The organism is Halocatena pleomorpha, from assembly GCF_003862495.1.
Lineage (GTDB): Archaea > Halobacteriota > Halobacteria > Halobacteriales > Haloarculaceae > Halocatena > Halocatena pleomorpha.
Genome location: NZ_RRCH01000008.1, coordinates 24199 through 45443 on the forward strand (window position 1 = coordinate 24199; position 21245 = coordinate 45443).

25 protein-coding genes are annotated in these 21245 nt (G+C 57.6%); 12 read left to right on the forward strand and 13 right to left on the reverse strand.

Annotation, left to right across the window (positions count from 1 at the left end; genetic code table 11):
* Positions 1-135: 135 nt before the first annotated feature.
* The 3 genes from EIK79_RS04475 to EIK79_RS04485 are packed head-to-tail and all read left to right on the forward strand — an operon-like array spanning position 136 to position 1795.
* Entirely contained in the window at positions 136-1182 is a 1047-nt protein-coding gene (locus tag EIK79_RS04475) for a ferritin family protein (protein ID WP_124953944.1), read from the forward strand.
* 1 nt (position 1183) lies between these two features.
* A complete protein-coding gene (locus EIK79_RS04480; protein WP_124953945.1) occupies positions 1184-1471 on the forward strand; it encodes a hypothetical protein in 288 nt (95 codons plus the stop codon).
* A 6-nt stretch (positions 1472-1477) separates the two neighbouring features.
* Positions 1478-1795, forward strand: coding sequence for a 2Fe-2S iron-sulfur cluster-binding protein (locus EIK79_RS04485; protein ID WP_124953946.1), 318 nt, complete (start codon positions 1478-1480; stop codon positions 1793-1795).
* A gap of 11 nt (positions 1796-1806) precedes the next feature.
* Here EIK79_RS04485 and EIK79_RS04490 read toward each other — a convergent pair whose 3' ends face one another.
* The gene (locus EIK79_RS04490) at positions 1807-3081 is read right to left on the reverse strand and encodes an outer membrane protein assembly factor BamB family protein (protein WP_185715504.1); all 1275 of its coding nucleotides are present in this window, start codon (positions 3079-3081) and stop codon (positions 1807-1809) included.
* An 811-nt stretch (positions 3082-3892) separates the two neighbouring features.
* Between EIK79_RS04490 and EIK79_RS04495 the strand changes: the two genes are divergently transcribed.
* Both EIK79_RS04495 and EIK79_RS04500 read left to right on the forward strand, forming a co-directional pair.
* Entirely contained in the window at positions 3893-4531 is a 639-nt protein-coding gene (locus EIK79_RS04495) for a helix-turn-helix domain-containing protein (protein ID WP_124953948.1), read from the forward strand.
* 73 nt (positions 4532-4604) lie between these two features.
* A complete protein-coding gene (locus EIK79_RS04500; RefSeq protein ID WP_124953949.1) occupies positions 4605-4952 on the forward strand; it encodes a DUF7344 domain-containing protein in 348 nt (115 codons plus the stop codon).
* Positions 4953-4962: 10 nt separating this feature from the next.
* Here the strand turns inward: EIK79_RS04500 and EIK79_RS04505 are convergent, their stop codons facing one another.
* Both EIK79_RS04505 and EIK79_RS04510 read right to left on the reverse strand, forming a co-directional pair.
* Positions 4963-6153 carry a redox-regulated ATPase YchF gene (locus EIK79_RS04505; protein WP_124953950.1) on the reverse strand — a complete coding sequence of 397 codons (1191 nt, stop codon included), beginning with the start codon at positions 6151-6153 and terminating at the stop codon, positions 4963-4965.
* 126 nt (positions 6154-6279) lie between these two features.
* Positions 6280-7158, reverse strand: coding sequence for a polymer-forming cytoskeletal protein (locus EIK79_RS04510; RefSeq protein WP_124953951.1), 879 nt, complete (start codon positions 7156-7158; stop codon positions 6280-6282).
* Between the two features lie 110 nt (positions 7159-7268).
* On the opposite strand from EIK79_RS04510, the gene EIK79_RS04515 reads away from it, so the two are divergent.
* Positions 7269-7466: a DUF5800 family protein gene (locus tag EIK79_RS04515; protein WP_124953952.1), complete on the forward strand. Its 198-nt coding sequence runs from the start codon at positions 7269-7271 to the stop codon at positions 7464-7466.
* Between the two features lie 75 nt (positions 7467-7541).
* Entirely contained in the window at positions 7542-7688 is a 147-nt protein-coding gene (locus EIK79_RS17950; RefSeq protein WP_185715505.1) for a hypothetical protein, read from the forward strand.
* Between the two features lie 9 nt (positions 7689-7697).
* Here the strand turns inward: EIK79_RS17950 and EIK79_RS04520 are convergent, their stop codons facing one another.
* From EIK79_RS04520 to glpK, 3 genes are all read right to left on the reverse strand, one after another.
* Positions 7698-8864: a Cdc6/Cdc18 family protein gene (locus tag EIK79_RS04520; protein WP_124953953.1), complete on the reverse strand. Its 1167-nt coding sequence runs from the start codon at positions 8862-8864 to the stop codon at positions 7698-7700.
* A gap of 131 nt (positions 8865-8995) precedes the next feature.
* Complete coding sequence (locus EIK79_RS04525) at positions 8996-10084, reverse strand: hypothetical protein (protein ID WP_233737936.1); 1089 nt, start codon at positions 10082-10084, stop codon at positions 8996-8998.
* Between the two features lie 2 nt (positions 10085-10086).
* The gene (gene glpK / locus EIK79_RS04530) at positions 10087-11625 is read right to left on the reverse strand and encodes a glycerol kinase GlpK (RefSeq protein WP_124953954.1); all 1539 of its coding nucleotides are present in this window, start codon (positions 11623-11625) and stop codon (positions 10087-10089) included.
* A gap of 600 nt (positions 11626-12225) precedes the next feature.
* Between glpK and EIK79_RS04535 the strand changes: the two genes are divergently transcribed.
* A complete protein-coding gene (locus tag EIK79_RS04535; RefSeq protein WP_148094126.1) occupies positions 12226-14016 on the forward strand; it encodes a DUF1102 domain-containing protein in 1791 nt (596 codons plus the stop codon).
* A 5-nt stretch (positions 14017-14021) separates the two neighbouring features.
* The gene (locus EIK79_RS04540; RefSeq protein WP_124953956.1) at positions 14022-14414 is read left to right on the forward strand and encodes a hypothetical protein; all 393 of its coding nucleotides are present in this window, start codon (positions 14022-14024) and stop codon (positions 14412-14414) included.
* 68 nt (positions 14415-14482) lie between these two features.
* Here EIK79_RS04540 and EIK79_RS04545 read toward each other — a convergent pair whose 3' ends face one another.
* Positions 14483-15307 (reverse strand): hypothetical protein, encoded by an 825-nt coding sequence (locus EIK79_RS04545; RefSeq protein WP_124953957.1) that lies wholly within the window; start codon positions 15305-15307, stop codon positions 14483-14485.
* 189 nt (positions 15308-15496) lie between these two features.
* Here EIK79_RS04545 and EIK79_RS17955 point away from each other — a divergent pair, with 189 nt between their 5' ends.
* Positions 15497-15664 carry a hypothetical protein gene (locus EIK79_RS17955; RefSeq protein ID WP_185715506.1) on the forward strand — a complete coding sequence of 56 codons (168 nt, stop codon included), beginning with the start codon at positions 15497-15499 and terminating at the stop codon, positions 15662-15664.
* Here the strand turns inward: EIK79_RS17955 and EIK79_RS04550 are convergent.
* The 6 genes from EIK79_RS04550 to EIK79_RS04575 are packed head-to-tail and all read right to left on the reverse strand — an operon-like array spanning position 15661 to position 20255.
* Positions 15661-16386 (reverse strand): adenosylcobinamide amidohydrolase, encoded by a 726-nt coding sequence (locus tag EIK79_RS04550; protein ID WP_124953958.1) that lies wholly within the window; start codon positions 16384-16386, stop codon positions 15661-15663. The two genes, EIK79_RS17955 and EIK79_RS04550, sit on opposite strands and share 4 nt — an antisense overlap.
* Complete coding sequence (locus EIK79_RS04555; RefSeq protein ID WP_124953959.1) at positions 16379-17386, reverse strand: aminotransferase class I/II-fold pyridoxal phosphate-dependent enzyme; 1008 nt, start codon at positions 17384-17386, stop codon at positions 16379-16381. Before EIK79_RS04555 ends, EIK79_RS04550 begins: the two co-directional genes overlap by 8 nt.
* A complete protein-coding gene (locus EIK79_RS04560) occupies positions 17376-17954 on the reverse strand; it encodes an NTP transferase domain-containing protein (protein ID WP_233737938.1) in 579 nt (192 codons plus the stop codon). Before EIK79_RS04560 ends, EIK79_RS04555 begins: the two co-directional genes overlap by 11 nt.
* Positions 17939-18700, reverse strand: coding sequence for an adenosylcobinamide-GDP ribazoletransferase (gene cobS, locus EIK79_RS04565; protein ID WP_124953960.1), 762 nt, complete (start codon positions 18698-18700; stop codon positions 17939-17941). The genes EIK79_RS04560 and cobS overlap by 16 nt, the downstream gene beginning before the upstream one ends.
* Entirely contained in the window at positions 18691-19635 is a 945-nt protein-coding gene (cbiB, locus tag EIK79_RS04570; protein ID WP_124953961.1) for an adenosylcobinamide-phosphate synthase CbiB, read from the reverse strand. Before cbiB ends, cobS begins: the two co-directional genes overlap by 10 nt.
* Positions 19632-20255 (reverse strand): HAD family hydrolase, encoded by a 624-nt coding sequence (locus EIK79_RS04575; RefSeq protein WP_124953962.1) that lies wholly within the window; start codon positions 20253-20255, stop codon positions 19632-19634. Before EIK79_RS04575 ends, cbiB begins: the two co-directional genes overlap by 4 nt.
* 219 nt (positions 20256-20474) lie before the next feature.
* On the opposite strand from EIK79_RS04575, the gene EIK79_RS04580 reads away from it, so the two are divergent.
* Positions 20475-20936, forward strand: a complete 462-nt coding sequence (locus tag EIK79_RS04580) for a restriction endonuclease (RefSeq protein ID WP_124953963.1) — start codon at positions 20475-20477, stop codon at positions 20934-20936.
* Positions 20937-20979: 43 nt separating this feature from the next.
* Positions 20980-21240: a DUF7553 family protein gene (locus EIK79_RS04585; RefSeq protein WP_124953964.1), complete on the forward strand. Its 261-nt coding sequence runs from the start codon at positions 20980-20982 to the stop codon at positions 21238-21240.
* Positions 21241-21245 lie beyond the last annotated feature (5 nt).

The following is a 21245-nucleotide window of genomic DNA, read 5'->3' on the forward strand; positions in this document are numbered from 1 at the left end:
ACACGAAACCGCCCCCGTTGAGAGATTATCTAACTGTTCGTCTAAATTAATAACCATAGTATATCCATAACAGTTTAAATTACCCCGTATGCGCGGCCGAACCCTGATACGGATTTGACGACGATGGGAGTGTGTATGTCACAGGTGCTCCAGTCACAATACTCGGGCCAACGGGTGGACACCGGGAGCAAGTGGTACACCCTGTTTCAGAAGGGTGTCGAACTCGGGACGTGGAACGTCGAAAAGCTGTTCGAGGAGATCGGATTCGAACAGGATCGGGAATCCTGGCAAAAGTTGTCTCAAGACGAGCGGGACCAGATTCGGTATTTAATTTCGGGGTTTTTAGACGGTGAGCGCGAGGTCGCAGGCGATGCAGCGACGAACCTCCAGCGCATTATGGGCGCGCCGTGTCTCGATGGGAACACGGAAAAGGAGATGTACATGACGATGCTCACGCTGACCGAGCACAAACACACCCAATTTCTAGACGTGTATATGCAGGAAGTGATGGACGATCGAGACAATTACAACGATCTCGATCCCCGGCGTGGGACGCGGATTCCGGTCGTGCAAGCGACGGGACTCGGAGAGGTATTCGAACACCAGGGACTGTTAACGGCGAAAGCCGCGAACACCTTAGATCCGGTCGACATCGCCAAGGCCGCGACAAACTACCACCTGAACGTAGAGGGGATCCTCGCACGCGTCGGAGCGAGCGCAATCAGTCGGTTCCCCGAGCGGGCCGATTTCCCGCTGTTGAACTACGCGTTCAAGTTCGTCAGCACGGACGAGGGACGCCACATCACCCACGGGATCGAACTGCTAAAAGAACTCATCGAAAAGGAGGAGGCTGGCAACCCGCAGTTCCAAGGGGTAAAACAAGGGATCGTCGAAACGCTGTACCAAGACGTGCCGTATATGGCTGATTTCGGTTACATGTTCACTGACGCCCTCGATGATCCGCTCGAACTCGATTTCAATGAGGTGCTGATGCGTGGGGGCAATCTCATCGACGGCATGTACAACGAGACGCTCGGACTCGACATCGACTACATGGAAGTACTCAACGTTGTCCGCGACCGGTATCTGGAGATCAACGAGTGGGACCTCAAACAGCGGGTTCACGAACAGGAACAGCATTACCAACGAAAGCGCGGGGTTACCACCGACGGGGGGATCTGAGATGGCACTTGACAGAGAACTCAGGGAACTCGCTCGCGGCGCGGAGTTCACCGCAACCGACGAGGAAGTCGAACAGGCGATCGAGGAAGCGGCCGAGGAGTTGGGCGAATCCTCCGAGAAGGTCCGCGAGAACGTTGCCTACATCATGGATTCGACGTTCGAAGAGGAAGGTGTGAGCACCTCGTTTAACGAGATGGTGAGCGGTGCGAGTCTCGATGACGACGTTTCGAGCACCGGCGACCCGCGTCTCGAAGCGCTCGAAATGTACAAACTCCGACAGCGGCTCTAACGAAGCGTGAGCACCGATTACGAGGTCACCTTCGAATTCGACGGTGACACGACGACAGTAACGGTGTCCGACGATGAGTACATCCTTGACGCGGGTCACGAGGCGGGGCTTGATCTCCCGTTTTCCTGTCGTAACGGGAACTGTACGAGCTGTGTCGGAAAACTACTCGATGGTGATATTGACCAGAGCGACGGACTGGCGCTCGAATCCGACCAGAAAGAGGATGGGTATGCCCTACTGTGTAGTTCCTATCCTCGGACGGACTGTCATATCGAAGCTGGTGACGGCATCCAACAGGAACTACTCGGTCTCGACATGTTATGAGATCCGGATGATCACTCGGTGGTCCCCGTGAGCGCAGTGAGTCCTTGTCCGCCGACGTACACACGTCCACCAGCGACGGCACTCAGTTCCCGACCGTAGCCAGCGACCGGGAGGGGATGTTTCCACACGGTGGATCCGTCGGTCGGATCGACCGCTGCTCCGCCGACGTACAGGAGATCGCCAACCCGTGCCATGCCATCGGTTGGGACGTGCTTCCGGTCGGGCTGGTCGATGGCTGCTCGCCAGCGCTCGCTGCCGTCCGCTCGGTCGAGTGCGATGACATCGTCGTCGACTGCTCCCATCTGGAGATACACCCGTTCGTTGTCAACCGTCCCGATCCCCGTCGAGTAGCGGGCATCCGGAGCGTATGCGGTACGCCAGTGTTCGTTACCGGTCGCCGCATCGAGTGCGATGAACGTCACCCCCGGCTCGGCCGTCTCAGCAACGAACACCGTTCCATCCGAAACGAGTGGCGCGGCAGCAGGCTGGAACTGTACCTGTGGAAGTGCCGTCCAGACGGTACTCCCGGTCTGCAGATCGAGCGTTCGGACACCGCTCGCTGTCGGGATGTACACGCGGTTCTCAGAAACAGGGAGCGATCCTGAGTACGGATTATCGAGCCACGTCTGCCAACGCAGGGTGCCATCGAGATCGAGAGCGGTGACCATTCGACCGTCGCCGTATCCCTCGCCTTGGGGCATCGTCGTTAGAACTGTGTCGTCAGTGACCGTCGGTGGAGCAAACGACCGAGAGGAAGCCCCGCCGGTATCGATCCGCCACTGACGCTCACCGGTGTTCGCATCGACCGCGATGAACGCCGTATCGTACGTTCCGCCATCGTAAGGGCCGAACCAAACGTTTGCGTAAACAGTGCCGTCGATCACGGCCGGGGAACCGACATCTGGAATCAGCGGCTCGCCGGGGTCGTCGATATCCGGAAGGGCCGGCTCAAACGACCACTGAGCAGTGCCGTTCTGTGCGTTCAGTGCGACAAGAGTCTTTCCACCGACGTACACCGTTTGGTTGACGACCGCCACACCGTCGTGAATGCGATCGTGGGACACCGTCCACGCCTCTTGGATACCACCAGTGGGACCAATGCCAGCCGGAAGTCGAGCAGACTGGCCCGCATCGGCCTTGTACTGCGACCACACACTCCCCGACTGCTGATCGGGAGCCGCTGTCGCCCGATCCAAACCGCGTCCGACGACACCGATCCCGACAGAGCCGACGACAACACGTTTCAGAAACGAACGGCGACTGAACATCGATGCGTTACCTTTCATCACGGATACAAAAAACATCGTATGTTACAAGTGCCTTCTGGCCATTGTGAATACAGAAGCCGGATCGAGGACAGACAGATCCGGGGCGGCCCACGAGCGGCTCAGTACTGTGTAATTGTTCGACGACCGAGAAAAAATGACCGACCAGCCGAAACCACCGGTGACCGAGAGTGGCAATGAGACGACACTGGGGTAGGTCCGGCGATGACGAATGGGGTCACCACTGGTAGACGAACCCCGTAGTCGGGCCGGAGACCACGGGTGCGACAACGCTGGTCGGACTATGCCAGATTGGGACGCCGGGGGATTGCTTCGATTGGATGAAACCGTCACGCCGCGTTGTTGCACGTCCGACGTCCACATGATACTCAGTGCCACATAGGTATGAGTCTTGTGCCCCCTAAGTTCATATGGAGGGTTAGACATATTTTATATCTCCACTAATTGTATTCATGTGTGTCGGGGTAGAATTCGATATTGAATTCTCGAAATGGAGGGGATCGCGATTACAGGTCAGTACCATCACAGCCATAATCGGTTGTAGACGTCGGCAATCATCTCCACCGGAACTGGACGGTCAGGAGAGAAAAGAGAAATTAAAAATGTATGTACATATGTAAAACTGAGCGCAACGTCCCTGTGTTGCTGCTCCTACTGGATCAAAGAGCGCGAGTGATATTGTGGTCTCGGAGTTCCAGTTGAAATATAGGGGGGGTGAGCTACCCGCACGAATCGACGCCAGTCTGCCATTACGCTGTACAGCCGTGTGAACGAGTGACATTCATTTATCGCTCCGGGCCATACTCGTCGTATGATAGTCGTTGAAGTCCGAATGGAGTCACCAATCCTCCAAGAAAGCCTCGCTCACGCCCCAGAGATGATCATCAATTATGAGGAGATGTACCAAACTGGCAACGAAATCCTGTTTCTGTTTTGGACAACGGAAGGTGATTTGGCAGCGTTTGAAGACGGTCTCGATGCTGACCCAACAGTGGCGAATCCGACGCAGTTGGCTGAAACCCAGACGCGACGCTTGTATCGAGTGACGTTCACTAAGTATGGAAAGAGCGTTGCTACCTACCCGGCCTGGCCTGAATTGGATATGAGCTTACTCGATGCAACAACCGCAACAACACACGGGGGATGGATCCTCCGGATACAAATGTCCAATCGAGAGACGCTCCAACAGTTTCAGGAGATATGTGCGGAGAACGGTATCGACATTTTCCTCAAGACAGTGCACAAAGTGAGAGAAAACACCACCGAAGCCGACACCCAGCTCACGAGCAGTCAACGAGAGGCGTTACTTACTGCACGCGAGCTTGGCTACTTCCAAGTTCCACGACGGGTCCCCTTGGCAACTGTTGCGGACCATTGCGGGATCTCTTCGCAGGCGCTCTCAGAACGACTCCGCCGAGGAACAGCCACCGTGATTGATACAGCACTGTGAGCGGAGCCGACTTAAATGGGTGAATATTCACGCAGCGGAGGGATTGCTGATAGAGCAAGTACAGAGTGATGCCATGGAAAAGTATTATGAAAGCGACTTCAACTCATTCGATCCTCACCGCGAAATGCAGGCCGATCGGCGTCGACACTGTGCTCTTCATTGTCTGCATCAATTCGAGGACCCGTTGGCACTAGCCGACTTAGCCGAGGAAGTTGCCGTCCGAGAACACGACGCGTCTATTGCTGAGATTTCTGCCGAAGAGGTGAAACGAGTTTATATGTCTCTCTATCACGACCACATCTCAGAGTTGGAAGATAAGAGCGTTATTCACTACAACCAAGACCGAGACGTTGTGGCACTGGCGGAGAACGGAGCGCAACTCGCACAGTACCTAGACCATCAGTACACATCGACTCAGTGAAACGTACAGTTCACGTCGTGCTGACGACCTTGATCACGTCACCCTCTGTGAGTTCGTGGTCATCGCTCACGCGGCGGCCGTCCCGTGCATCGACAGCGTGGAGGTATCCATCACCGATGTCGGAGTGGACGGCGTAGGCGAGATCGGTCGGGGTTGCGCCGTGAGGAAGAAGCACAGCGTCGGGGAGAACAGTGCCCTGTCCGTCGGTCCAGTTGGTCTCGTTTTGGACGGGATAAACGGTAATGTAGTCGAGACGGTCGTAGACGGCCGTATCCAGCGCGCTTTGGACACCTGTCCCGTCCCACTCGTGCATGACCGACTGGATGCGTTCGAGACCCTCATCCTGTTCGGCAGTGAGTTCCTCGACGATGGTAAACTCGGGATCACCGGGTTCGTACTCGATAGCGCCTGCGTCACTGGCCTGTCGGAGGGCCAGTTCGCCCTCTGCCGTCGTGGGAACGACATCGCTCGCCGCGTTTCGGAGTTGGTCAATGGTGTCCGTATCCGCGACATCGGCTTTGTTGCCGACAACGAGAATCGGCTTCGTCCGCGCTCGGAGCTCACGGGCAAGCCGTTCGCGGTCCTCGTCGGTCCACGATCTGGGATCGTCGGGATACGCAACGCTCCGGAGCGTGGCCGCAACCGACGGCTCGCTCGCACCAAAACCGGTCAACAGCTCCGTGAGCGCGTCCTCAAGGTCGAAATCGGGGGACCGAGATTGACGTTCGACGGTTTCCCAGTTCCGATCAACGATTCCCGCCAGCCAGAGATCCATTTCCTCTCGGACGAAATCAACGTCTTGAACGGGATCATACGCGCCGACTTCGACAGGTTCGCCCTCGGCGTTTGTCCCGCCGCTGGCGTCGACAACATTGAGAACGGCATCGGCGTTCGAGAGCGCGTCTAGAAACTGGTTGCCGAGACCGCGTCCTTCGTGTGCACCAGGAACCAACCCGGCTACATCGAGCAGTTCTACCGGCACGAACCGAATCCCGTCGTGGCAGTTCTCGCTGTCACACCGCTCGTCACGATCAAGACACGGGCAATCGGTACGCACGTGAGTGACACCGCGATTGGCGTCAATCGTCGTAAACGGGTAGTTCCCAATCTCGACATCGGCCAGCGTCGCCGCACGGAAAAAGGTCGATTTCCCCGCATTGGGCTTTCCGGCGAGTGCGAGCGAAAGAGAGCCGGCGGTCATACGCCTACAGGGTGACCGAGCGGAGTGTGCCTTTCGGTTCCGTGTAGCCATCCTGTTCTCGGAACTGCAGACACGCTTGTTACAGCTGCTAGTAAACGTAGAATAAGCGGAGAGAATCGTTCCGCACTACGCGGGATCGATATCGGGACCGACATCAACATCGACCAGCGCCTCGTTCGTGATCGACATCTCACCGCTGGCGCGGATCGAGCCGTCGATGTGGGCGTTTTCGTGGAGATCGAGATCGCCACAGCTCACGTCACCCCGTATCTCGGCCCCTTCAGCGATAGTGACCGTCCCGTGACGGGTGGTCACATCACCGTGAATACAGGTGTTCTGTCCGATCGTGATACACCGTTTCGTACGGAGGCTTCCGAACACCTCGTTGTTCGCACCGATATCGAGACTGGTGGCTCGGATGTTGCCGTGCAATCGACAGTCGTCACCGATCTCACCGCGAGTGGAAACTCGCCACGTATCGTCGTTGACACGCGAACCTCGGGGGATGACGAGCGGATCCGGTGCGTCGTCGTCCTCGTTCAGCAACTCGGAAGCGACGGTTTGAGCGGCTTCTTCCTCACCGATCCGGAGTAGATGAGAGAGATAGATGAACAGGAACACGATTGAGGGCATCGGATTCCGGATGACGATCCATCCGCTGGCTTCGAACCCCTCTTCGATAGTCACTTCATCACCGATGTCGAGATCACCTGAGACCATCAGCTGGCCGCCGACGTGGGCCCGTTCACCGATGTAAGCGTCGGCACCAACTAGAACGTTGCCCTGAATTTCACACCACATGTCGAGTCGACAGTCCGCTCTGGACTCGATCGACCCATCAAAGACAGTGCGCTCACCGGCGATGACAGTTCGTCCTCGCACCCCGAACTCGACCGTGCTCTGTCCACCGATGATCACGTCGCCATCGGTCACGAGGTCGCGTTCCTCAACCGTCGTTCCATCGGGAATGACGAGCCGGTCAAGCGCTTCGCCGCGAATCGACACGCCGTATGGTTACCACGACGGGGCTATAACCTCTTGGGAACGTCTGACGCGTGGCAGACGTTGGGCATGTGAGCGGCGAGATTTTTATTTCGCCGCGAATAACTCCTCGTATGACCGTTCTTTCGTTCGACGAGCACGGTGTCGATGTCGTCTATCAAGGGACCGAATTTCGACTTGAACGCCAGCTCATCGAAGACGCGATCGAAAAATCGTATCCGAACGTCACCGACCACGAGGTGTTGCAAATCATCGAAGAGAACCCCGCGCTCGAAGGCGAACCCCGACGGATTCAGGACATCATTCGGTGAGTAGCACTGATCGACGACCGGCGATGAGCGTCGACACCGACAGGTCTATTGGTTGAGCGGTCGATCCATGGGGTAATGAGCAAGTTCGTCTCCCTGAGCGACGCCGGGTTCAATCATCCATCGTGGCTGACCGCGGTCGGAACCCTTGCAGGGTACGGTCTCGTACTGCTGGTGCTGTTTGTCGCGTTGTTCGTCCTGCCATACCTGTTGTTCACACTGTGAACGCTGCGTTCATTCGCGCTTGAGATCGTACACGTGACGAAATACCCGCGTCGGAAACCGCGGTTCGATTCGACTCGGTGGGCGCCCGATAGAACGTTCGCCGGTGTCGTTCGTGACCCGCTCGATAACACCGGTTTCAGCAAGCTCGTACAGGAATCGTTTGACCGTCGCCTCCGACAGTTCGATGGTGGACGACGCGGCGATTGCCTTCGTCGTCGTTCCGACGGATGACCGTTGTGACTCCGCAAGATCGACGAGCTCTCGGAGCACGGACTGACGGCTGTCGGCCAGAGACAGCACGCGGGCAAGCGACACCGACGGACGTGGGACGACCGCCATTCCGGTCTGGAGGTTCTGTTCGCTGATCCGCGATCGATCGTGTTCGATCGCGTCGATCGCCGCGCCGAACAACGCCGCGATCGCGTCGTGAGCGTTTCCATCGGCCCATCCGACGAGGCGGCGCAGTTGTTCATGAGAGACAGCACGTTGGGCGAGACCGTTTGACGCCCGTTCGGTGAGAACATCGACGAGCACGTGATCGTCGTACGCTGGAATCTCGATGCGTTCCGATGGAACGCGTTCCAGTTCATCCGGTGGTTGCTGACCGACGGCAACCCACGATAATCCATCGAACTGCTCCAGCATCGAAGCGAGCTCCAAGACGGAGTACGTTCCGGACTCACCGACGTGATCAACGGCGACGAGCGTCCGATTGTCAGTGAGGAACTCGTTGAGCCACGACTGGATCGAATCGATGCCGACGCCGTGCTCGGGCACCGACTCTACGACCACGCTGTCGAGAATCGTCTGGTGTAATCCGAACTCGCTCGTTGACCGGCGTGCGTCCACATAGACGAACGACGGCGTGCCGTCCGGATGCGTACGGGTGGCCGTGTGAATCGCCTCCCGCGAGCGGTGAAGAAGTCGCTCAAGACGGTCAAATAGGGCGGTGATGATGGCTGATTTCCCCGCTCCGGGCGCGCCCCAAACGTAGGCGTTTGGCGGAAGCTCACCATCGAACGCCGATTCCATGTAGTCCAGTAGTCGCTCTACTACAGGTCCTCGTCCGATCGGCTCCTCGACGTGAACTGCCGGACTGATGGCGTCGTACTCGACAATGAGTCGAGTGGTGGGCCCGGAGCGTTGGCGGCGACGGATGCGGGCTGTCAGATTCATCGTGGAAGCACGTGCGTCGGAAGCATGTATCTCGCTCTAATCAATACGTGCGTTGTAATTGGAACTACGGTAATGGGATGGGAAAACCGCTTCGTCTTCCGGGGTGAAATAGCGTGGTACTCGCTGTTCGGTCACAGCGGTAACCATGAGAAGCCCGGGAAGAGACCCACGTAGTACAACACAGCGATGAAAAACGTGTTGAGTGCGATCGCGGCCGCGGGTGGATCGAAGTGGGTGTCACCGTGGGCATAGAAGACGCGCTGGACGATCTCGCCGGACAGCGCACCGCTGAGACCGAACACAGCGGCGATTGCCAGTGCTGGCAGCATCGCCATATCTGTGGTTCCACCGGCTAACGCCACTGCCGCGGTCGACGCCGGCAGCGTGATGTGGTGGGTCACGGGAATCTGCTCTACGCCACAGGCTAAAAAGAAGAGCGTGGCCGCACTGATGCCGAACCCGAGAAACACGCTTCCGGTAACGACCACGAGATACCCCCCTAGGAGACCGACGACGAGTCCCAGCATCGCCACGTTGCCCCATCGGTACTGCTGGGGAAGCCACGGCTCAACGACGAGTCGCTGTGAACCGTCCTCGCGATCGGTGGCTGCCTTCTCGGCTGTTTCACCCCCATCGGCAACGATCTCACCGCCTTCGGCGGTCGTGTGCATCTCCTCGCTCTCGAACGGTGTCATATCCCAGAGGCTATCGACGTGAACGGAACCGATCAGCGAGTAGCCAAAGATCAGTCGGTGGGCAACCGCGGAGATAACGACCCCCATTGCGATCGGATCCCACGGCATGCCTAGCCCGCCTGATGTCTGCCGAACGATCATCCCAAACACGCCGAACACGCCGCCGACAGCGAGTACGTCGTACCTCGTCCCGAGCGCGTGCGAGATGTTTTTCGCCTCGTGATAATCGAAGCCAGTGTCCATATACCCCTTCCGTGCCGCGTACGCGGCCGCAGCAGCACCACCAGCGAACGAGATGTGCGGGCCGAACACGGGACCGAACGCGATGCTGTCCGTAATAGCGATCTGGGCTTCAACCCCAACCGCTTCGGTAACGACGTTTGCCGTCTCACCAGCGATAACGATGATTCCCATGAAGGCGAACGCCGGCAGCGCGCCGAGGGCCGCTCCGAACGCGCCGCCCGCAAAGGCAGCGAGCCACAACCCCGGATCGCTGAGTGCGCTAATGACTGCTCCGACGCTCACGATCAGACATCCCCCTCCTGTGCCCAATCGAGCGAGCGATCGACAGCGTCGTTCCAGCGGCTGTACATCGCGTCAGCCTTCTCGCTATCCATCTCTGGGGTAAACTCCCGGTCGGCCTGCCAGTTGCTCCGGAGTTCGTCGGGGCTGTCCCAGTAGTCCACGGCAAGCCCGGCCGCGTACGCTGATCCCAAGGCGGTCGTCTCGTCGACTTCCGGCCGGACGATGGTCGCCTCGATGATGTCGGCCTGCTGCTGACAAAGGAAGTTGTTTTTCACCGCGCCGCCGTCGACTTTCAAGTCGGTTATCTTGATGCCAGCGTCGGCTTCCATCGCTTCTGCAACGTCCCGCGTTTGGAAGGCGATCGATTCGAGCGCCGCCCGAACGATGTGAGCGCGGGTAGTTCCACGGGTCATCCCGACGATCGTCCCGCGTGCGCGGCCGTCCCAGTGGGGTGCCCCGAGACCGGTGAACGCAGGGACGAGATACACGCCGTCAGTCGACTCGACGCTGCGAGCGATCTCTTCGGTGTCGAGCGCGTTGTCGATCAGATCGACATCTTCGAGCCACTCGATCGCCGCGCCTGTGATGAAGATCGACCCTTCGAGTGCGTACTGTACTGGCTCGCCCGAACGCTGAAATCCGATCGTCGTCAACAGTCCGTGGTCGCTCTCAACCGCTTCCTCACCGGTGTTGGCGAGGAAGAACGATCCCGTACCGTAGGTGTTTTTCGCCTCTCCCGGCTCGAAACACGTCTGGCCGAACAGCGCTGCCTGCTGATCACCAAACGCTCCTGCGACCGGTATTTCGGCTTCCAAAAAGCCAGACGGATCGGTGTAGCCGTAGTATTCGTCGTCGCTCGATGGCCGAACCTCCGGTAACATCGGCCGTGGAACCCCAAACTCCTCAAGGAGATCCTCATCCCACGCGAGATCGTGGATGTTGTACAGCATCGTTCGAGAGGCATTGGTTATCTCCGTGATGTGATTGCCAGTGAGGTTGTGGATGAGCCACGAATCGATCGTTCCAAAACGGATCTCGCCGTCCGCTGCGCGCTCGCGGAGATCAGCAGGTCGGGCGCGTTGGGTTTTGATGGGCTCAGCGTTGTCTAACAGCCACTCCGCTTTCGTGGCCGAAAAGTACGCGTCTGCCTGTAGCCCTGTCTTTGCACGGATCTCTTCGGTCTTGCCCGCCGCCTCTAACTCCTCGATACGGCTGGTTGTCCGTCGGTCCTGCCACACGATGGCGTTGTGGATCGGTGAACCCGTATCCCGGTCCCACAGCACCGTAGTTTCGCGCTGATTCGTCACCCCAAGCGCCGCCAACTGCTCCGCATCGATCCCTGCATCCGTTAGCGCCTGTGTGATAACCGCCTTCGTGTTCTCCCAGATCTCGATGGGATCGTGCTCGACCCAACCCGGCTCGGGATAGAACTGCTCGTGTTTCTCATACGCGCTGGCGACGACCCGACCGCCCTGATCGAACACCATGAATCGGGTGCCGGTCGTCCCCTGATCGATCGCGCCGACGTACGTCTCAGTCATAGCTGTCCTCTCCTGTGGTCCAAACAGCGTGGTCGATTTGTTTATCCATGATTCTGATCTACTGGTAAACAATTGAGTCGTCCATTATAAATCTACCGACGGATTTCAATCACTTTCCGTTTGAAGTTCGTCAAAACAGGGCAGATGTTCCGGACGATCGATATGGTGGGATCAGCGATTTATCGGTGGCAGGAGTACAGAGATAAAGTACACTGCTGTCGAGTGGTCGCGTTCAGTCGATCGCCCTCTATGAATTCTGGCGTCCCGGAGGTTTGTGCAGCGGATCCAGTTCTAGTCGAAGTCGAATCGATACACCAGTAGATTATAGATGTATTTGTAGTAGTTGGTATGTATTAGACAGGATTATTTAGATAGTGTAAATGTATAATATGTTAACTGGTTGTTAAACGAAGTGAACAGTGCGAACAATGGTTTCAAGCTGGGCTTGAAGATCTTCAAGCACACCAATACAAAGTACCCAAGGGCCATGGGGTGGTGTAGAGCCAGTCATCAATGCGTCGGGTACGTCGTCTTGCGATCGTGTTGGTTGCCATCGGTCTCGTGACAAGCGCCATCTACGCGACAGGCGCGTTTTCGAATTTGACGACATCACGCGAGACGAGCGTAGACGTGGTTGGTGATAAGGCAGGATATCTCGGACTCACGCCGGGTGAGAACGGTGAGTACACCACCTACCAGAACGGGAAACTCCAACTCCAATTAAACGGTGCACGCAAAGGCGAGGACGCGCCATCCGGGAGCGGTGTCAACCACGGAGCCAAAACCAGTATTGGGGGTGTCGTCAACATCACCAATCAAGGCACCCAATCAGTGGGTGTCTGGTTGCAGGACACCGACGACAGTATCGAATTCCAGCGGGGGAATGGTGACACACTCGAAGGAAAAGGCAACGCCGTCACACTGACACCGGGCGATACCGTCCGCGTCGGGCTTGCTATCGATACGACCGACACCAGTGCTGAGGATCTCAGCACACAGCTCACCATCAACGCTGCTAGCGATGTGGGGGGAACGACTGCGCCCAGGGATAAAACTGGAACCTCAAGTAGTGGGCAGCCCGCTACACCACCAGAGGACACATCTGACGATTCACAGCCGCAAAATGATAGCGGCGAGTCCACGAAGGACAGAGGAAAGGATAAGATGGAAACTACTCCCTCAAAGGATAAGAAAAGCGAAGACTTCAAAGCAGGGACAGCAGTGAAAGCAACCATAGAGGGTGCCCTGTATGGGAACGCTGGGATGCCCGGTGGTCTCTTTAATTTTACAGCATCAGAAGTCTCCTCACCGTTTTATCTTTTAGGACAGCTGATCAATGCGTTTGCACCGCCGGCGATAAGTGTCGTCTCTGATCTCCGAGATCTCGGATCGAACTTGGCTGATGGGAAGATAGTCACGATAGAAAACGTTCTCATCGGATTAGGACTGATCCCTGTTGTCGGGAATCTACAGAAGGTGACTGAACTGCGGAAAATCACCACCAAGTGGATGGACGAATTCCCCTCAAAGGCTGATGAGGCGGTCTCATTCCTTTCAAACGGATTGATCAAACATCTTCCGAGCGGAGTGGGAGCGAAATTACTCGGTGCTGTCTCCGATGCACCGGTGAAAAAACTCACAAAGGAGAAGGTGCCAGTGGACGATATCATAAAATACCAAGATGAGAATGTCAATTTCGATCGGGTGCTCGAACTCCGCTCAAAGGGTGTCTCAGTTGAGGATATCAGATTCTACGTCGATGAGGGCATCAATCTTGGACTTGTGAAACAGCTCCGAGACGAGGGAATGAAGCCTAACCGTATCAGGTTCCGGCTCGGAGACGGATCGAAGAAATCGATCAGCACACTCCGCTCACAAAACTACAACCGCAAGGAAATCGTCGAACTCATCGATATGGGCGCTGATCTGAAAAAGGCAAGCGAACTCAGCTCCCAAGGCTTCAGAAAAGAGGAGATCAAACACTTTGTTGATAAAGGAGCTGATCTAGAGAAAGTCAGCAAACTCAAGTCCCAACGGGTACCGCATTCGGATATCAACTACTACGTCGATAACGATATGTGGCTCGGAGGGGTCAGTATGCTGCAAGAAAATGGAGTCCCACCGGATACAACCAAGAACCTCATAACGAAAATAAATCAGATGGACGAATTAGATAAATATCCAACAAAAAAGCAAGTAGAAATACTAAATAGAGAGATCAGTGGATGGACTGTTAAAAGATCAACACTTGAAATTGCGAAAGCAGTAGTAGCGCATAATAGTTGGGAAGGTGCAAGATCAGATTCGCAAACCAAAGACAAGAATAATCAGGGAAATAAACGATCGAAGGCACTAATACAAGAAAATATTTACCACATAAATAGATATTGAAGAATATGAGTGATTTTGAGGATAACTTACCCAGTGCACTTTGGGTATTAGTTGGTGGACTAGTTACTCTCGCAATCGTTTGGCAGGTGTTTTGGGAATTTATTCATCCTGCTTTGATGAGCCTCCATCCAGTTTTCACGTACAACCCAGACAGCCGTGTCGGCCGCTATCCCGATAGTCCAGCCCAGCTAGCGCTATTCGTGACCATTCTACTTGGATTATTTGTATACTATATTATAATGATACTCATATTTGATGATAATACTAAATCAACAGATATATTATTGATGGTTTATGCAATTATTATTATAATTCCCATCGGAGTTGTTAAAAATAACATACTACCGTTATTCGGAATAGATCGTTGGGAATACGATCCATACGAAGACGATTCCTAGGAATAAAAATACTTTGTTCCAATACGGATCGACAACCCAGAGCATCCCCCAACCGACTCACGACGCGTTCACACCGTCTTTTGGTCTCGTTCGATCGAGTCAGCGACGGATTCGAACAGCCGCGCGTCACAGCCATCACACGAGATGGCGAGCACAGTGTGTTCCCGACAGCACGATTCGACGGTTTCCGTCATCGGCGTGACTTGCCCCTCACAGTTCGGGCACAGATCGATAAACACGCGGAGACCCCGGATGAGCGTCCCTTGCTCGGCCACATCGAGACGGTCCCACTGATCGATCCACTGCGGCAGCTCCCGCGCAGCCGCAAGATCCGCGACGAACGCGGCGTGGGATTCCCACTGCCCGATCGATCGACCGTTAATGTGGGCGGTAAACGCTTCCCCGTGATCAAGAAAGGCGATCTCGCCGTCCGTATCGAGCGTCTCCGACAGCGCTTCGCGTTCGGTCTCGGAAGTGGTGATCTGCTCCATCCGTCCGTACCACGACTCCCGAAACTGCGGGGTGAGACAGAGATCATCGAACTCCTCACACGGTTTGAGTGGTCCCGATTCAACGAGCAACCGCTCGGTGTTGGCCGCAACCGTCTCCTCAGTCGTCATCGGTTCGTCTCCCCAGGTCTCGAACACTGAGACCACACGGTCGGGGAGATACCGCTTCGTCAACGTCGGTGTACCCGGCACAAGGTACCCCCGAAAAACGATGCTCGCGAGCGCCACCGCGCCAAACACCATCGCGCCCGGCCACCACATGACCCACAGCCAGATACACACAACGGCGGCGACAGCGAGATTATTTATCGTACATGGAACACATCGGTTATCACCAGTGTATTCTGGTCGACGAAGCGCGTCGAAAACGGACTGTACATGCATAGAGGGTTCACTTCACGACAGGAAATATATCTATCGGTGTTTGAATAAATAATGGCAATCGATTAAGGTGTGTATACGTCTGATATTTCAGGCATCCCTAGGGAACACGACTGGTACGAAACTGATTCAGGCAAGAAATGATAAACCATGTACCTTTATGATCTTCCATGATGAATACGTGGATGTACCATGATCGACGACCGACCCACAGACGAAATCGAACCGCTGGTGCCGGTGATGCCACAATCCCACATTTGGACGGACGGTGGCGTACTCAGAGAGGCCCAGCGGGGTCCGGACGTGTTGCCGGCAGAGGAGCGTTACGCCATCGATCCGCTCGTTCCGGATCTTTCCTAAACCTCGAAGACGGTCGCTCGTCGGGTCGTCGTGACGCCGTGTTCAGTTTCGTCGGGCGACGGCGTCTCTGCGTACCGGGAAGAAAGACTCGCATGGACACTTTCTCGGACACACGCCCGAGCCGCAGTACCGACTGTGGTTGCACTGCCAGCAAACGGCTGTCGTTTATCGTCGCCGGACTGCGTCCGATCGTCTGAGGAACGATGTCCGTCACAGCCGACGACGATCGCGTCCGATGTGGTGCCAGTAATACCGGACTCAGCGAGCAGCGTTGCGGTTTTGGCTTCAACGGCGGTTCCGAGCAGTGTCGCAAGCGCACCATCAGTGAGCGGTTCGGAGGCAGAGAGGATGATATTGACAGTGCCGGGATGAAACCCGATCGAGGATTCGGATGTGGCCGCCTGTCGGTCGGGGACCATCGGAAGGATTGCCGGATTCGAGATTCCGGCGGTCGTGACGGCCTCAACGGAACCACACCGCGCGCCCCGTGCGTGTTCAAGATCGACCCCGGTGAACAGCGTTGGACCGGGCGCGTCGAATCCCGCCCGGTCGCGCCGCCGACTCCCGTACGCGTCCAGATCGACGTGGTCCCACTCCTCGGGAACAGAGACGTTGTACACAGCCGGATCAGTCCGATATCCCCCTCGCCACCCACTTGAGAGCCAGCGCGTGCCCGGTCGGCAGTACTGGAGGACCTCGTCTTCGATACTGATCTCAGACATCGAGAAGCGCATCAATGAGCCGTGTGTTTTCCTCGGATGTTCGAACCGCAATCCGGATGTGCGTATCGAGTCCACGGAACGTCGTCCCGTCTCGAACGGCGATACCGGCTGCACGGAGAGAGCGGCGGATCGAATCCGGCCCGGGATCATCACCAACATCGACCAGCAAAAACGGGGCACGAGAGGGAGCCACCTCGAAACGGACAGAAAGCGCCTCAGTCAGCCGTTTACGTTCGCGTCGGACACGTTCGCGCGTTCGCGTCACGAACTCCGAGGCCGCGAGACAGTGCGCACCGACAGCAGCACTCGGGACGCCCATTGCCCACGGTTCGACGGCGTTGTGAAGCTGCTCGTTCATCCCGCCGGTCGCCACGGCGTACCCCATTCGAAGACCGGGCAATCCGAACAGTTTCGTCAGAGAGCGAGCGACCACAACGCCGGGAGTGCCAGCGAGCGAGGACTGATCAGTGAATCCGAGAAACGCTTCATCAACGAGCACCACAGTTCCGGCAGATCGACAGCGGTCCACGAACGCGAGCAGTTCGTCACGGCCGGGCAAGCCGCCGGTCGGATTGTTCGGGGTGGGGACGACGACGAGGGCATGGTCACCCGGATCAGAGGTAAGCAACTCCTCGAACGGAACAAACACAGGGGTTGCGTCCTGAAGGTGCACCTCACGGGCGTACTCACCGAACGACGGCGTCGGAACGAGCACTGACGACGAAGCGGTTACGGTCGTTTCAATCGTGAGTCGAATGGCAGCCATGCCGCCTGCCGTGGGTATCACCTGCTGTGGAGCACAGCCGACGAACGCCGCTGCCGCCCGTCGAAACGCGTCGTATCCACCGGGGTAGGAACGTGCCCGCTCGAAGGCCGCCCGGTACACATCACGCGTCCCATCGGGAATGCGTGGATTACAGTTCGCGCTGAAATCATACCTAACAGCGGTGTCGCTGCCGTGTTCGACGCGATCGACAGAGCCGACGGCGTCAGGCTCCATCATTCGCCTCCGCCAGCAGCGTTTGAGCGATCCATGCGTCTCTCGGTCGGTTCACGTTCACTGCGAGTCGGGCGTCGTCCCTGATCATGTATTCTTCGGAATCAGTGTCCGCAACCACGTTTACGCCGGTTGGAGCGAGCGATTCGTCGCCGTCGAGGGTGGCATCGACGCTCGTTCCCAGCGCGTGTTTTCGTTCGATGGGAACGCAGACGGTGAGCGAGCCGGTGCCGTGTCGATCGAGTACGGCATCGATTATCGGTCCGTCAAGCAGTGGGAGATCGGCCGCGACGGTCAGCACCGGCGACGCGACGCGATCGAGTGCTCGTCCGAGGTCAGAAACGTATCCCGCACCCGGCGTCTCGATCGTCGACGTGTCGAGCACTCCCTCGATCCGGGTGGCCGTCCGTGGTGTGTTCGGAGAGACGACGGCATGCACCGTATCAATCCGGGCGGCAACGAGCGCATCGATCACGCGGTCGATCATCGGGCGACCATCGACCGACACAAGGGGTTTTTCACCACAGCCAAGCCGCGTTCCAGCACCGCCACACATCACGAGAGCGTCCATGCGATCACCCCCGCGTGCAGCGCGAGAACGCGCCCGAGTTCGTTTGCGCCACCAAACACGTCGCCACTCACACCCCCGAGCGTTCGGCGTGCCCACACCAACACGGCAAGCCCGGTACACAACCCGGTCACCGCAGCGGTCGCCCCGCCCAGCGATCGACCAGTCAGTCCGCAGGCAACCAGCGCCACGATTAACGGCCCGAACAGCTCTCGTGGAGTGGCTGCCGTCGTGACCGCCGATCCGAGTCCCTCGTGGGCCGCAGTGCCGAGACAGGCGATCGCGGCCAGCCCGAGTTTCGTGCCGACCTCCGCAGCGACTATGAGTCCGACGGCGACGAGCGGAGGACAGTTTGCAAGCGCCAGTCCCGCAAGCGCCAACCCAATCAGTGTGCTCGTGAGCGCGAGCACGGCCCCAACACCGACGGTCGTGTCTTTCATCACCGCGCGCCTGCGCTCACGGTCGCCGTGGACAACCGCTGCGTCACCGAGGTCCGCGATCCCGTCGGCGTGATTAACGCCGGTGAGACCGATCACGCCACCCATCAACAGTGCCGCAATCGACCCCTCGACACCGGGGACGAGCCACACGCCGACGCCGACAGGGAGCGCGATGATCACACCGATCGGGTAGGCGGCGAGCACGAACGAAACGGGAGTCCGACGGAACGCCGTCCACGCCGCCTCGTCGGTGCCGATCGGTAGTCGTGTCAGAAATCCAATCGCACCCCAGACAGCCCTCAGAACCATGGTTTCATCCCTCCAGCCACACAGATCCGAAGCCCGGTCACGAGAACCGCCCCGAGCACGAATGCCAGCAGACTTACGCGGCTGACGCGCTGGATGGCCCTGTGTGCGACCGTAACTGATGGGAGCGGGCGGTCTGGGTTGAGCGTGTACACGTCCGGTTTCTCCAGTCGACAGTCGACGACAGCAGCGAGCGTGCCCATCGGCCAGCCCGCATTGGGCGAGGGAACAGTGGCCAACCACGCCCGCTGGGTCGAGAGCGCAGACGGAGATCCGACGGCCAACAGCAGGGCGCTCACCCGAGCAGGGATCCACATCACGAGATCATCAAGGCGAGCGCTGACCGTTCCGACCGGCTTGTGCTCATAGCCCAGCATCGAATCCAGCGTGTTGACCGCCTTCACCGCTGTGGCACCCGCCGCACCGAGCGCAAGCGAGACAGGTGCGAGCACCACGAACGCACACAGGGGTGCAACCAGTCCATCAGAAAGGTTCTCTGCGGCGCTCTCGACAGCACCACTTCTGATCTGCCCAGCCGACAGAGCGGTGGCGTCACGGCCGGCCAGCGCCCGAAGTCGTGTGCGTGCGTCCGGCACATCCGTCGCTGTGTGCGTGACGACCGATCGAGCCGTATCGAGCAACAAGCGGCGGCTCGTCGTTACGAACAACACGAGACCAGCAGCGAAAACACCACTCCACGGATGGATCCGGCTGACGAGAACGACCACGCCGCCAGCGCTACCGGCTGCGAGGAGCGAAACAGAGCCTCCGACGATTCCGCCGACAACCAACGGTCGAGACCACTCACGATCGAAGGGGGCGATCATTCGACCTAGCCACGACACGGGATGCACACGCTCGGGAAACTCCCCGACAGTGGTGTCGAGCACCAACGCAAGCGCGATCGATGCCGCGGGTGCTAGCGTGCCGGTAATCATCCCTCAATCTCCTGCAATCGCGCCGGAATCGTTTCGAGTGGACACTCATTCACGTCGATGAACGTTCCACCGATCGTTTCGATCCCGCCGTCCGTGTCGGGGTTGTCACCAACGTGAACGAGAGCGTCTCCGCTCGTCCCGAATCGTTCGGCAACGGCTTCGAACGCGCGTGGATGTGGCTTTCGCCACCCACAGCCGACGCTCGTGATGACTGCGTCGAACGACCGATCAACCGCCGAACGGGCGAGCGCCCGCTCGACAAGTCCAGACACACTGCAGTTCGAACAGACAGCGATCTGTCCTTTATGAGCGGCCGCCGCGAGCGCTATCCGCGCACCCCGGCGAGTCCGTACGTCAGGCGCAAACGCCGTAGCAACGGCGCGAGCACACCGGTCGCGATCCGGCTCAACGCCACGACTCTCCAGCGCGTGAACCACGTGCTCGGTGAGTGATGTCTCTCCACCGCTCGGGACGGGCGTATGGGACTCACCGTACGCGACCGACCAATCCGTCGGCACCGACACCCCTCGGTTCGACAGTTCCACGGCCACAGCGCTAGCAGGATCGGCTGGAGTCTGAACCGCGAGAAGCGTGCCAAAACAATCGAACGAAACGACCACTTCTGTGGTATTAGTCCAAGCAGACTTGAACGTCCCGGTCTTCCCTAAACGTTCCGGATCACATGGTAGATGAGTCACGTTAGTTGATGAGATTCTTCAAAAGTTAAATACCACAATTATTGACATAGTAAACTGGTGTAGAAGACACTTGGCTGGGAAAATAAAAGACAATTCCTGACTTGCGAAAGCTGTTTGTTTGACTACCACATATAAATACATATGGGAGATGATGGGAATCGTTTCAGCTCGTTACTTGGGGGTGATTCGTCGGGGGGTGGATACGAGTGGGACAGCAGGGCTCTGTACGAGTTGTCTCCGGCGGCGTTCGAGCGAGTGGTGGGTGCCTTGTACACCGCCGACGGATTCGATGTCGAGGGGGCAGGACCCACTGTCGAAGGGGGAATCGATCTCATCGCAAAGAAATCGGGATTTATCCGGTCAAAGACGATCGTTATCTCAGTCATTCCTCCTGGAGGCACCGTCTCGTTACCAACAGTCAACCAGTTAGAGCGTGGCCGAGGAATCAACGGAGCCAGTCAGGGCATACTCGCACGACCGAAGCCGTTCAGAGACGCGATTCGGAACGCTGCCGTCGACAACGGCACCATTGAACTGCTCGACGGGCAACAGCTCATCACAAGACTCACGAACAACGGTGTCGTTCATCCGGGCTGGCGGTAATCGAAGCCGTACGCTTTTGCGCGTGCTTCTCGATAGGTGATGTATGACACGAGAGGAGCTTATGACGGCGAGCAAAGCGCTCAATCAGGCCACCACGGGCGCGGACGACCGTCACCGCCAGCGAATCGAAGACCAGTCCGAACAGCTCAAGCAGTTGGCCGAACGGGAACAAGATCCCGATCACGGCCGGTTGGATCGACACATGAACGTTCTCAGAGAACTCCACGATGAGACCAATGATCCCGATATCGAGCGCGCCTACGAGCGACTCCAAGCATATCGACAGGGCGTGAGCGGCGTATGAGCTGA